Raw genomic sequence first — 12,087 nt, 5'->3', positions numbered from 1 at the left:
TGAACAACAAAAAAACAATTCATGTGCTGAATAAGGCTAGCCGATTCTGCTAGTTTTTTTATAATGAAATGGAAGACAGCGAGAAAGAAAGGAGAAGTAAATGGACTTTATAAAAAGATTGTTCAAAAAAACACATAACGAAGCTACATCGTCAAATGAGAACAAAAAGATAGCGGTTACGGAAAATAAACCTTCAGTGAACAACGAAATATGGAAAGAACTTCCCGCTTACATTCCTGCGTCAACCGAAGATTATCGAATCGTTAGTTTGATTGCCACCGCATTGGCAGCCGAATCTTACCCAACAAGTCAATTTGCGATCAAGAAGATTGAACAGAGAAATCCAGAAGTGAAATTAGTGTCACTTATTTCATCTTGTATAGGGGCAGAAAACGCTGATTTTTCAGATGTTACTATCAAAAAAATTTTTAAAAAAATATAAATAAGTGAGGGAAAATAGATGTTGCGTAAATTTAAAATAGCGATTGATGGCAAAGAATATTTAGTAGAGATGGAAGAAGTAGGGGCACCTCAGCAAGCAATAGCCCATCAGGAAAGTGCACCAGTTGCTCCTGTTGCAGAACCAGAAGTAAAACCAGTGGCAGAGACTCAAACTGTTGCGCCCACACCTGATGTTCCAACAGATGGAGAAGCGATCAATTCCCCTATGCCTGGTACTATCTTAAAGGTTTTAGTCAATATCGGAGATAGTATTCAAGAAAATCAACCTTTGATGATTTTAGAAGCAATGAAAATGGAAAATGAGATCGTTGCAAGTAAACCAGGTGTGGTAGTTGCTATTCAAGTAAATACTGGAGACATCGTGAATCCAGGAGATGCGTTAATTACAATCGGATAATTTAGTGAGAAGGAAGTGACATAAGTGGAAACATTAATTGAAGGTGTTATGGGGTTAGGGTCAGAACCTGGACGCATCGTAATGATGGTCATTGGTGGTGTTTTGATGTATTTGGGTATCAAGAAAGAGTACGAACCAACTTTGCTTGTACCTATGGGATTAGGCACGTTATTGGTCAATTTTCCTAATTCAGGTGTTTTAAGTGCTGGTGGGGAAGCTGGACCTTTCCAAGTACTTTTCGATATAGGGATTTCGACAGAATTATTCCCATTGCTTTTATTTATCGGAATTGGCGCAATGATTGATTTTGGTCCGCTTTTGCAAAATCCATTTTTGCTATTGTTCGGCGCAGCAGCTCAATTTGGTATTTTCTTTACGATTATCGTTGCTGTTCTATTAGGATTTGATTTAAATGATGCTGCTTCAATCGGTATTATCGGTGCAGCTGATGGACCAACATCGATTTTTGTGGCCAATACCTTGAATTCGAAATACATGGGTGCGATCATGGTCGCGGCTTATTCTTATATGGCATTGGTTCCTATTATTCAACCAGTTGCGATCAAAGCTGTAACAACAAAACATGAACGTAAAATTCGGATGACTTATCGTGCAGGAGAGGTATCTCAAACAGCGAAAATATTATTTCCAATCGTGATCTCAATCGTTGCTGGTCTCATTGCACCTGTATCTTTACCATTAGTAGGATTTTTGATGTTTGGTAATCTGCTTAGAGAATGTGGCGTGCTGGATCGCTTATCGATTACTGCACAAAATGAATTAGTGAATATCATCAGTATTCTCTTAGGTTTAGCGATTTCAGTAAAAATGCAATATGAAGAATTCTTACAAGTGGATACGTTGATGGTTATTGGATTAGGATTAGTTGCGTTTATCATGGATTCAGTCGGTGGGGTATTGTTTGCTAAGTTGTTGAATTTGTTCCGCAAAGAAAAAATCAATCCGATGATTGGTGCTGCAGGAATCTCAGCATTCCCTATGTCTAGTCGAGTCATCCAAAAAATGGCAACGGATGAAGATCCGCAAAACTTTATTCTGATGCATGCTGCGGGTGCCAATGTTTCAGGACAGATTGCCTCAGTAATTGCAGGTGGTTTATTGTTGGCGCTGATTGCTTAAACAAATAGAAAGGGGACAAAACAATGAGTCAAGACTTACTGACTTCTTTTGAATTATTATTATTTGGATGGGGTGGGGTCTTCGTAGTTATTTTGATTATTTACTTAGCCTCGTTACTTCTATCAAAGGCTTTTCCAGTCAAAAAATAAAGAAGGCATTTTATGTATAAATTAAAACGAATCTGGTTATCAAAAGATCCGCACGCATATAAACAATGGGAAAAATTGGTTACAGCTGCCGGTCTTACCGTTGGGGAAGAAGTGACTTACACGATTGGCTTGTTTGACGAAGACAACTTGATTGCCACGGCATCTTGTTATCACAACATTATGAAATACATTGTGGTGTGTAAAGAGAAACAATCTGAGCAGCTTTTGACGCGAATGGTCATTCACTTAACGGTGCGGATCAAGGACGAAGGATACACCAATTATTTTGTCTACACGGCGCCAAAAAATCGTGTGATTTTTGAATCTTTAGGTTTTCATGAAGTAAATGTGTGTAAGGATATATTATTTATGGAACAAGGCACGCCGTCATTTGCCAGTTATATTGATTTTCTTAGAGAAAAAGCGACGGGGGAAAAAGCAAGTGGAATTGTGATGAACGCCAACCCTTTTACCAAGGGGCATCTGCACTTAGTTGAGATTGCTGCTAGTCAAAGTGACCAAGTATATCTGTTTGTGGTTTCAGAGGACAACGCCCAATTTTCGTTTAAAGAAAGATTGGAGATGGTCCAACAAGGAGTCGCTCATTTATCAAACGTACTCGTTTTACCGACAAACAATTACTTGGTTTCATCTGCAGTTTTCCCAAGCTATTTCTTGAAGGAGCATGCACCTCTTGAAATTGCTAAAACACAGGCGGCTTTTGATGCAAAATTATTTAAAGAAAAAATTGCCCCCGTTCTGTCGATCACCACACGCTACGTTGGCGAGGAACCTTTTTCGGATGTCACCCGTCTATATAACGAAGCGATGGCCTCAGTATTTCAACCAGAAATACAGTTGAAAATTATACCGCGCTTACTGGTGGGGCAAACTGCAATATCGGCAACAAAAGTTAGGCAAGCACTTAACGATAATGATTATGACATATTAACGCAGTTTTTACCTGAATCAACCTATTCATTTTTGAAAGAACATAATTATATTTAGAGGTGATGTGAAGTGGAAATCAAAAAAAGTGCAGTTGCAGGATCTGTTGAATCAAGTGATATCCTGATTGCCATTGAACCAATTAAAGATCAAGAAATCATACTCTTGTTAGATAGTAGTGTTGAAAAACAATTTGGTAATCAAATTCGAAAAGTGATTCTGGATACTCTAGCACATTTGAATGTATCGGCTGTTAAAGTAACTGCTACTGATAAAGGCGCGCTTGACTGCACCATCAAAGCCAGAACATTGACGGCAGTTCATCGTGCTGCAGAACAAGAGCAATATGCTTGGGAGGAGATTGACACATGGAACGACTAAGAAGAACTATGATGTTTGTACCGGGTGCAAATGCAGCAATGCTAAGAGATGCACCATTATTCGGTTCTGATTCTGTCATGTTCGATTTAGAAGATGCAGTTTCTTTGAATGAAAAAGACTCTGCCCGAGCATTGGTTCATTTTGCTTTGAAAACATTTGATTATTCGCAAGTCGAGACGGTTGTCAGAATCAATGGGTTAGATACGGTAGGGAGATTAGATATCGAATCCATGGTTTTAGCAGGCGTGAATGTTATTCGTTTACCAAAAACAGAGACAGCGCAAGATATCGTTGATGTTGAAGAAGTCATCTCTCAAGTAGAGAAACAACATGGTATCCCAAGAGGAACTACTAAAATGATGGCCGCTATCGAGTCAGCAACGGGTGTATTGAATGCCCGAGAAATCGCTGTCGCATCAGATCGCTTGATAGGAATTGCATTGGGTGCAGAAGACTATGTGACAAACATGAAAACAAATCGTTATCCAGATGGGCAAGAATTGTTGTTTGCCCGCAGTTATATCTTGCATGCTGCTCGAGCAGCAGGGATCGTAGCGATTGATACGGTTTACTCAGATGTCAATAATACGGAGGGTTTTATTGCTGAGACCACGCGTATCAAGCAACTTGGTTTTGATGGTAAATCAGTAATCAACCCACGACAAATTCCTTTGGTAAATGCGATCTATGCACCTTCTGAGAAAGAAATCCAACATGCAAAAGAAGTCATTTGGGCAATTAATGAAGCTGAAAGCAAAGGGTCAGGTGTCATTTCCTTGAATGGGAAAATGGTAGATAAGCCAATTGTAGAACGCGCGCAACGCGTGATTGCACTCGCCAAAGCAGCGAAGTTGATTACAGGGGAGGAAGTGTGAACATGGTTTTAAATAAAGTAGGCAAAGAAATTCCTCAAGCATACGCCGATCAATACGGTGTCTACCAGAATGAGACTGTCAATATTAAAACGTATCATGAAGCAAGTCGGACCATCAATCCTGTGATTCCTGGACAGTCCAAATTGGTAAACAGTATTCGCGAGGCTATTGAAAAGACAGGGCTGAAGGATGGTATGACCATTTCATTTCATCATCATTTCCGTGAAGGTGATTATATCATGAATCTAGTCTTGGCTGAAATCGCGAAAATGGGCATCAAAAATCTAGCGATTGCCCCAAGTTCAATCGCCAATGTACATGAACCTTTGATTGATCATATCAAATCAGGGGTAGTAACAAATATTACTTCAAGCGGGCTTAGAGATAAAGTCGGGGCGGCAATTTCAGCAGGTATTATGGAAAATCCCGTGGTGATTCGATCCCATGGTGGAAGAGCAAGAGCTATTGCTGCGGGAGATATTCACATAGATGTCGCTTTTCTTGGTGCGCCAAGTGCAGATGCTTATGGCAATGCAAATGGAACAAATGGAAAAGCAACCTGTGGCTCTCTGGGGTATGCGATGATTGATGCAAAATATGCCGATCAAGTGGTTATAATTACAGATACATTGGTACCATTTCCTAATACGCCAATCAGCATTCCGCAGACAGATGTAGATTATGTCGTACAAGTTGATGCGATCGGAGATCCTTCTGGGATCGCTAAAGGCGCAACACGTTTTACCAAAAATCCCAAAGAATTATTGATTGCCGAGTATGCAGCGAAAGTCATTATCAACTCTCCTTATTACAAAGAAGGTTTTTCTTTCCAAACCGGAACAGGGGGTGCTGCATTAGCTGTCTCTCGTTTCTTAAGAGAAGCAATGATCAAAGATGATATCAAAGCTAGTTTTGCTCTAGGCGGAATCACGAATGCGATGGTAGAACTATTGGAAGAAGGCTTAGTGGATAAACTGATCGATGTACAAGATTTTGACCATGCATCAGCAATTTCACTGGGGAAAAATGCCAATCATTATGAAATCGATGCGAATATGTATGCATCACCTTTAAGTAAAGGCGCCTTTATCAATCAACTAGATACGGCAATTTTGTCTGCTTTAGAAGTGGATACTGATTTTAACGTCAATGTCATCACTGGATCAGATGGTGTGATTCGGGGGGCATCTGGGGGACACTCAGATACAAGCATGGCGTGTAAAATGAGTTTAGTTATAGCACCCCTTGTGCGGGGCAGGATTCCAACAATCGTGGATGCAGTCAATACGATCGTCACGCCAGGTGCGAGTATCGATGTGATTGTCACGGAAGTAGGGATCGCTATTAATCCTACACGTCAAGATCTGATGGATGCGTTTGGATCGTTAGATATTCCGCAATTTACAATCGAAGAGTTAAAGGAAAAAGCATACAGTATCGTTGGCAAACCTGAGCCAATCAAATATGGTGATAAAACAGTAGCATTGATTGAATACCGCGACGGATCAATTATTGATGTGGTCAAAAATGTATAAAGCATTTGTCGATGGACCTGTTATCACTTTGGCTGACATGCTCGATGCAAGGGAAAATAGAGCTATGATTCAAAAAGAGTTAATGATGGCAGATATACAAGCATCATTGGTCGTAGCAACTTTGAATATTCCAGGCCCAATCAAGAATTCTCCTGTCCTTACCAAAGTATTTGAAACGATGATCGTGGAAGTTGAAGAAGCTGTTAAAGATACGGTGCCTATAGCTAATCTTTATCGAAACTTACCTACTGGTCCTGAATATTTTCTTGTTCTTCCCATCACTAGGTATGAATTAAAGAAGCAGATGACACATATTGAAATGACCCATCCATATGGTAGACTGATGGATCTTGATGTGCTGCATCTCGAGCAAGAATCAAACCAAGTCGTACCGGTAAGTCGTACAGAAATAGGACTAGCAACAAGAACATGCTTTGTTTGTGATCAAGTAGCGAAAGAATGCGGCCGTTTGCGAAAACATAGTATGGATGAGATGTATCAAGCGATACAAAAAATCATCGAGGAGGAATGAATAGATGAAAAAAATTCGCTTCACAGAAACTGTCCTACGCGACGGACAACAAAGTTTGATCGCAACAAGAATGCCAACAAGTGATATGCTGCCAATAATAAAAACAATGGATAAAGCGGGCTACCATGCCTTAGAAATGTGGGGCGGCGCAACTTTTGACGCTTGTCTACGTTACTTAGAAGAAGATCCGTGGGAAAGACTGCGGTCAATTCGAAAAGAAGTCAAACACACTAAGTTGCAGATGCTGCTAAGAGGTCAAAACATACTGGGGTATAAAAATTATGCAGATGATGTTGTCCGAGAATTTGTACAAAAATCAGTTGAGAATGGAATTGATATCATTCGCGTATTTGATGCGTTAAACGATGTCCGTAATTTGGAAACAGCGATTCGTGCTACGAAAGAAGCTGGCGGAGAATGCCAAACGGCCATTTCATATACAACAAGTCAAATTCATACGGTGGATTGTTTTGTGGATCTTGCGAAAAGAATGGCCGCGGCTGGTGCAGATTCGATTTGTATCAAGGACATGGCAGGGGTTTTAACGCCGAATGTGGGATATGAATTAGTCAGTCGAATCAAAAATACGGTAGATTTACCGTTAGAAGTTCATACCCACGCAACAAGCGGCATTGCAGAGATGACATACTTAAAAGTAGCAGAAGCGGGTGCAGATATCATCGATACAGCGATATCTTCTTTTGCAGGTGGCACAAGTCAACCAGCTACAGAGTCAGTAGCGATTGCATTGGATACTTGCGGTTTTGATACTGGATTAGATATGTCGTATGTTTCGGAAATCGCAGAATATTTTAATCCTATTCGTGATCGATTCCGCAACGAAGGATTGTTGAATCCTAAAGTCAAAGACATTGAACCAAAAACACTGATTTATCAAGTTCCTGGTGGCATGCTATCTAATCTTCTTAGTCAATTGACTGAGCAAGGTTTGCAAGACAAATATGAAGAGGTTTTAGCTGAAGTTCCTAAAGTCAGAGCTGATTTAGGGTATCCACCACTTGTGACACCTTTATCCCAAATGGTTGGTACACAGGCATTGATGAATGTTATTTCTGGTGAAAGATACAAATTGGTTCCTAGTGAGATCAAGGATTATGTGAAAGGTCTCTATGGTCAATCTCCCGCACCGATCAGTGAAGAAATCAAGGAAACAATCATTGGGGATGCAGAAGTGGTTACTGATCGACCGGCAGATCTGATTGCGCCTCAGTTGCCGGCTATCCGTAAAGAAATTTCACAGTATGCAAAATCCTCAGAAGATATCCTCATGTATGCACTATTTCCGCAACAAGCAAAGGATTTCTTAGGTAGAAGAGAAGATCCATTTTATGATGTGCCTGTGCAGGAAGTTAAAGTGACAATAGATATTGATTAAACATACTGCGCAGTAAAAGCATCCGTAGGTTAATAATGCCTTACCTTCACTTTTATAGGTTTATAAACAAAATGCCATGAACTTGAACACATTTCTTCTTTGTTTTCAGAAGATTAGCGTTCAGATTCATGGCGTTGTTGTTTCATTGTCAATTGGATTTCTCCTTAGCATGTCACAAATAATCCGGGAAAAAGAAAATCACCGAAACAAGCACCAAACTAATCAAAATCAGCCCAGACAAAGAAAGGAACAATAGTCCAAAACGTTTCTTTTTATAACTGATTCGCAGAAGAATCAGGTCCATGATCAAAAATAAGATGAAAATCAGAGAAAAGCCCATAATCGTTCCTCGTTTGCTTTTTTTTCTATCTTATCAAAGAATGCTTGATTTTCCTAGGCGAAAAAATAGCTTTGACAAATTTGCTGTCGTCTGATTAGATAATCAAAAAGGGGTGCAGCAAATGACGAAGGTAAAACAATATGATGTCTTCACAATGATACCAGGAAAAGGCAATCCGGCAGGTGTGGTTTTTGAAAAAGAGGGGTTGATAGACCAAGAGATGCAGAATATGGCACAGGCCGCTGGTTTTAACGAAACTGCCTTTATTTTGCCTTCGAAAAAAGCCGATTATCGCTTTCGTTTTTTTACACCAGGTCACGAAATGGCGCTATGTGGACATGGAACGATTGCTTGCGTCCAATCCCTGGTGGACATGGGGCTGATTGCTGATGGACCCATAACGATCGAAACCAATGCAGGGGTTTTACCGATCAGTGTAACCATGACTGGTGAAAAAATACTGATCACGATGCAGCAAGCTGCGCCAAAATTTGTTCCGTGGATAGGCGATACTGAAGGTTTGATGGCGTCAATTGGTCTAACTGTGGATGATTTGGATGCGGAACATCCAATCGTTTATGGTAGTACAGGTATTTGGACGTTACTTATTCCAATCAAAGACCTGCAGCGTTTTGCTGCTATGCGTCCGGATAACCAACAGTTCCCACGGCTATTGACCGACATGCCACGTGCTTCAGTCCATCCGTTCACTATAGAAGTTCGTGAGGAAAAAGCAATGATGCATGGACGCCACTTTTCCTCTCCATACTCTGGTACGATTGAAGACCCGGTGACAGGCACTGCTTCAGGTGTCATGGGGGCGTATTACAAAACCTATATTCAACCTGATTTACCTACACCCGCTTGTTTACCTATCGAACAAGGCCATGAAATAGGCAAGGATGGCATGGTTTATGTCCATGTGACAGAAGCGCCAGCATTGTCGATTAAGATTTCTGGTACTGCGGTTTTTGCGAAAGACGTATTACTTTAATGAAAAAGCGATGCACACACGCCAATGATTCAACTAGTAGTCGTCTGATATTTTCAGTCGGTAAAAAAGCAAACCATCCTTAAGAATCACTGAAAAGGATGGTTTTTGTTGTTACATATATCATGTTATGATCCCGTGGATACATAATTCTTCAACCCAACTCGCCAGAACCAGATAGCTGGCACAGCGAAGACCAAACAAACAAGAGGCGAAGCAATCCACAATGGATTTGTCCGTTGGCCGATCAGATACAAAAATGGATAATATTGGAACCAAGCCATTGGCACCACGTAGGTGAGTATGCGTAAGACTTGTTTGCCGTAAATACTGAATGGATATCGTCCAAATTCTCGGGCGCCATCCGTAAAAATGTTCATAAATTCTAATCCTTGGATCGTGAAAAATGAGATTGCTGCATAGACAAGAAACAACAAACTAAAAAAGATACTCCCACAAATGATCATCAAACAAAGTGTCACGATCGTACCAAGATGCCAATTCACACCACTTCTAGGAATCGCATAGAAAAAGACCAAGACAGCTTGCAGTAAGCGGCCAATACGAGAAAATTCCATTTTAGAAGCCAGTACCTGAAAGATCAGTGAACGGGGACGAACCAAAGCGCGATCGAATTCACCGTTGCTGATCATCTGGGGAAACAGATCAAACCCGCGCCCGAAGCATTCGGCCATCGAATAGGACAATAGGACTGTTGCAAAACACAGCAAAACCTCTTCGAAACGAAAGCCATTGACTTGATGAAAGCGAGTGAACATAAACCAAATACCTAGAAACGCAGTCAGTGAGCCAAGGAACTGACCCAATGCCGTGAAAATAAAAGAAACTTTATATTGCAATTGACTCTTTAAATGAATACAAAAATAGTGCCAGTAAACCATCGCCTTAGCCTCCTTGAACGACCACCCGTTTAAGGGCTTTTTTTAACCACCATTTGCCGAACGCAAACAACACAATCAGCCAAAAAATCTGTAACAGCAAACTACGTATTGCATCAAGTCCCTGTAAATCACCACTGTAAATGCGCAAAGGCACATTCTGCATGGCGGCAAACGGCAGCACTTCGGCAATTTGTCGAAATGGTTGCGGAAAGAAAGGAAGAGGGACGATGCCGCCAGCTAAAAATTCACCGATCGCACCGACGACCACCCTTACCCCGATCGATGATAAGGTATAGAATGTTGAAATATAAATCAATTGGGACACAGAAACGACCACGCCTAAACTAAGCAGCAAAGAAAGGATAAACAGGAAAAGAGTTGTGATCGTTGGAGGTAGTACAAGACGATAAGGCGCCGGCAGTAAGAAAGCTATCGCAAAAATCGGCAGACAGCGTAAGACAGCCTTTGCTGATCGATTGGCGATGGATTGACAAAACCAACGATGATAAATATCCATTGGGCGCGCCAATTCATAAGCAATCGAGCCGCTCGTAATGGATTCGAAGATTTCGTTTTCAAAAAACCAGAGCATGAACAATGATAAAAAAGCTTGCTGCATCCAGACATAAGAAACTGTCTGTTGAAAGCGCATAGGAAAAGCAGTTGGATCAGTTTGATAAAAGGCGTGAAAAGCGAGTATCTCCATCATGCCCCAGACAAACTGAGTGACCATACCTGCAATCGCAGCTGAACGATACTGCAGCGTATGGATGAAACGAATACGAAACAATGCGCGGTATTTGATCATATGTGATACTCCTGATACATTTTGGCCACCATTTCTTCAGCTGTGATACTCGCGACAGCCAAGTCTGTGATCTCAACATGCTGACTAAAGAAATTGATCAATTGTGCAACCGAAAAAAAGTGAGGATCGACTTTCATCACAGCACGACCATGCGTTTCTTCCACCATTTGGACAGATGCAGGTAACGGCGGCAACTGTCCAGTGTAATCAAGAGACACAGTTTTCACATCTGAAAACTGTTGTTTGAGTTGGTCTAAACGTCCATCAAGAAGGATCTTTCCTTTGCCAATCAACAAAATACGTTGCGTCAAGGCTTCAATATCTTGCATGTCATGGGTAGTCAAGATAACGGTAGTGCCTTTTTCTTGATTGAGGCGTTTGATAAATTGCCGTACAGCGATTTTGGATACGGCATCTAAGCCGATCGTTGGTTCATCCAAGAAAAGAACCTTAGGATCATGGAGTAAAGAAGCCGCGATTTCACAACGCATACGCTGTCCCAAACTGAGGGAACGGGCGGGTGTTTTAAGCAGCTCACCTAGATCTAATAACGCAGTTAATTCCTGCAAATTTTTTTGGTACCGCGGGTGATCGACTTGATAAATATCTCTGATCAAATCAAAACTATCGATCACAGGGACATCCCACCAAAGTTGACTACGTTGGCCAAAAACAACACCAATTTCTTTGACATGCTTCACCCGGTCTTGCCAAGGGATGCGACCGTTGATCAGACATTGACCTTGATCAGGTGTCAAAATACCGCACATCATTTTGATCGTGGTACTTTTCCCTGCACCATTGGGGCCGATGTAGCCCACCATTTCGCCTTCTTGAATGGTGAAACTAACATCTTGCAGCGCATGGATCGCTGTGGTTTCTCTTGAAACGAAGGCCTTTGTTGCGGCCAAGAAACCACTTTTACGCTTTGCGACGTGGAACGTTTTACTGAGATGTTCTACTTGGATCATTTGGATTCACTCACTTTCTTTTGACAACAACGCGACAAAAAGAGCATTCGCAATCGAATACTCGCAACGAGATGGTCCAAACGAACATGGTTGGGGCAGCGGTTCGTCAGCCAAACAAAAGTAGCAATAGTGTATCATAGCTGAAAGGTGAATACAATCTATAGTCGGAAAAATGCGTGATCTAAAGCGTATTTGTTTAAAAAGGGGGTTTGATGTACAAAAAAAGCAAAAAACTATTTATTTGCATAATCGCCTTGATT

At 41.1% G+C, this 12,087-nt stretch carries 14 protein-coding genes; 11 read left to right on the top strand and 3 right to left on the bottom strand.

The window, feature by feature from the left end; translation table 11 throughout:
• Nucleotides 1-100 precede the first annotated feature (100 nt).
• The 11 genes from ACYVRS_RS01710 (at nucleotide 101) to ACYVRS_RS01660 (ending at nucleotide 9,149) form a co-directional block, all read left to right on the top strand.
• Nucleotides 101-442 carry a hypothetical protein gene (locus ACYVRS_RS01710; protein ID WP_461202315.1) on the top strand — a complete coding sequence of 114 codons (342 nt, stop codon included), beginning with the start codon at nucleotides 101-103 and terminating at the stop codon, nucleotides 440-442.
• A gap of 18 nt (nucleotides 443-460) precedes the next feature.
• On the top strand, nucleotides 461-859 hold the full coding sequence (locus ACYVRS_RS01705; RefSeq protein WP_461202313.1) for an acetyl-CoA carboxylase biotin carboxyl carrier protein subunit: 399 nt from the start codon (nucleotides 461-463) through the stop codon (nucleotides 857-859).
• A 24-nt stretch (nucleotides 860-883) separates the two neighbouring features.
• Nucleotides 884-1,999 carry a sodium ion-translocating decarboxylase subunit beta gene (locus tag ACYVRS_RS01700; RefSeq protein WP_054114534.1) on the top strand — a complete coding sequence of 372 codons (1,116 nt, stop codon included), beginning with the start codon at nucleotides 884-886 and terminating at the stop codon, nucleotides 1,997-1,999.
• A 23-nt stretch (nucleotides 2,000-2,022) separates the two neighbouring features.
• The gene (locus tag ACYVRS_RS01695) at nucleotides 2,023-2,148 is read left to right on the top strand and encodes an OadG-related small transporter subunit (RefSeq protein WP_086275536.1); all 126 of its coding nucleotides are present in this window, start codon (nucleotides 2,023-2,025) and stop codon (nucleotides 2,146-2,148) included.
• A 12-nt stretch (nucleotides 2,149-2,160) separates the two neighbouring features.
• Nucleotides 2,161-3,156 (top strand): [citrate (pro-3S)-lyase] ligase, encoded by a 996-nt coding sequence (citC, locus tag ACYVRS_RS01690; protein ID WP_461202310.1) that lies wholly within the window; start codon nucleotides 2,161-2,163, stop codon nucleotides 3,154-3,156.
• 12 nt (nucleotides 3,157-3,168) lie between these two features.
• Nucleotides 3,169-3,477, top strand: a complete 309-nt coding sequence (gene citD / locus ACYVRS_RS01685) for a citrate lyase acyl carrier protein (RefSeq protein WP_461202308.1) — start codon at nucleotides 3,169-3,171, stop codon at nucleotides 3,475-3,477.
• Nucleotides 3,465-4,352: a citrate (pro-3S)-lyase subunit beta gene (gene citE, locus ACYVRS_RS01680; RefSeq protein WP_461202306.1), complete on the top strand. Its 888-nt coding sequence runs from the start codon at nucleotides 3,465-3,467 to the stop codon at nucleotides 4,350-4,352. Before citD ends, citE begins: the two co-directional genes overlap by 13 nt.
• A 2-nt stretch (nucleotides 4,353-4,354) precedes the next feature.
• A complete protein-coding gene (gene citF / locus ACYVRS_RS01675) occupies nucleotides 4,355-5,887 on the top strand; it encodes a citrate lyase subunit alpha (RefSeq protein WP_461202304.1) in 1,533 nt (510 codons plus the stop codon).
• The gene (citX, locus tag ACYVRS_RS01670) at nucleotides 5,880-6,419 is read left to right on the top strand and encodes a citrate lyase holo-[acyl-carrier protein] synthase (RefSeq protein WP_461202302.1); all 540 of its coding nucleotides are present in this window, start codon (nucleotides 5,880-5,882) and stop codon (nucleotides 6,417-6,419) included. Before citF ends, citX begins: the two co-directional genes overlap by 8 nt.
• 4 nt (nucleotides 6,420-6,423) lie before the next feature.
• Nucleotides 6,424-7,815 (top strand): oxaloacetate decarboxylase subunit alpha, encoded by a 1,392-nt coding sequence (locus tag ACYVRS_RS01665; protein ID WP_461202300.1) that lies wholly within the window; start codon nucleotides 6,424-6,426, stop codon nucleotides 7,813-7,815.
• Between the two features lie 461 nt (nucleotides 7,816-8,276).
• Complete coding sequence (locus tag ACYVRS_RS01660; RefSeq protein ID WP_461202298.1) at nucleotides 8,277-9,149, top strand: PhzF family phenazine biosynthesis protein; 873 nt, start codon at nucleotides 8,277-8,279, stop codon at nucleotides 9,147-9,149.
• A 125-nt stretch (nucleotides 9,150-9,274) separates the two neighbouring features.
• On the opposite strand, the gene ACYVRS_RS01655 is transcribed toward ACYVRS_RS01660, so the two are convergent.
• From ACYVRS_RS01655 to ACYVRS_RS01645, 3 genes are read right to left on the bottom strand one after another with little or no spacing between them, the layout of a single operon-like run.
• Nucleotides 9,275-10,048, bottom strand: coding sequence for an ABC transporter permease (locus ACYVRS_RS01655; protein ID WP_461202296.1), 774 nt, complete (start codon nucleotides 10,046-10,048; stop codon nucleotides 9,275-9,277).
• A 4-nt stretch (nucleotides 10,049-10,052) separates the two neighbouring features.
• A complete protein-coding gene (locus tag ACYVRS_RS01650) occupies nucleotides 10,053-10,856 on the bottom strand; it encodes an ABC transporter permease (RefSeq protein ID WP_312499422.1) in 804 nt (267 codons plus the stop codon).
• Nucleotides 10,853-11,827: an ABC transporter ATP-binding protein gene (locus ACYVRS_RS01645; protein ID WP_461202293.1), complete on the bottom strand. Its 975-nt coding sequence runs from the start codon at nucleotides 11,825-11,827 to the stop codon at nucleotides 10,853-10,855. Before ACYVRS_RS01645 ends, ACYVRS_RS01650 begins: the two co-directional genes overlap by 4 nt.
• Nucleotides 11,828-12,087: the final 260 nt, after the last annotated feature.

Source organism: Enterococcus salsurae (genome assembly GCF_054784955.1).
This window is presented reverse-complemented; position numbering and strand designations above follow the sequence as displayed.

Bases quoted from the DNA above. Each gene is read 5' to 3' on its own strand.
- ACYVRS_RS01710 (WP_461202315.1), top strand. From the start codon at position 101: ATGGACTTTATAAAAAGATTGTTCAAAAAAACACATAACGAAGCTACA.
- ACYVRS_RS01660 (WP_461202298.1), top strand. From the start codon at position 8,277: ATGACGAAGGTAAAACAATATGATGTCTTCACAATGATACCAGGAAAA.
- citC (WP_461202310.1), top strand. From the start codon at position 2,161: ATGTATAAATTAAAACGAATCTGGTTATCAAAAGATCCGCACGCATAT.
- citF (WP_461202304.1), top strand. From the start codon at position 4,355: ATGGTTTTAAATAAAGTAGGCAAAGAAATTCCTCAAGCATACGCCGAT.
- citX (WP_461202302.1), top strand. From the start codon at position 5,880: ATGTATAAAGCATTTGTCGATGGACCTGTTATCACTTTGGCTGACATG.
- citE (WP_461202306.1), top strand. From the start codon at position 3,465: ATGGAACGACTAAGAAGAACTATGATGTTTGTACCGGGTGCAAATGCA.
- ACYVRS_RS01705 (WP_461202313.1), top strand. From the start codon at position 461: ATGTTGCGTAAATTTAAAATAGCGATTGATGGCAAAGAATATTTAGTA.
- ACYVRS_RS01645 (WP_461202293.1), bottom strand. From the start codon at position 11,827: ATGATCCAAGTAGAACATCTCAGTAAAACGTTCCACGTCGCAAAGCGT.
- ACYVRS_RS01650 (WP_312499422.1), bottom strand. From the start codon at position 10,856: ATGATCAAATACCGCGCATTGTTTCGTATTCGTTTCATCCATACGCTG.
- ACYVRS_RS01655 (WP_461202296.1), bottom strand. From the start codon at position 10,048: ATGGTTTACTGGCACTATTTTTGTATTCATTTAAAGAGTCAATTGCAA.
- ACYVRS_RS01695 (WP_086275536.1), top strand. From the start codon at position 2,023: ATGAGTCAAGACTTACTGACTTCTTTTGAATTATTATTATTTGGATGG.
- ACYVRS_RS01665 (WP_461202300.1), top strand. From the start codon at position 6,424: ATGAAAAAAATTCGCTTCACAGAAACTGTCCTACGCGACGGACAACAA.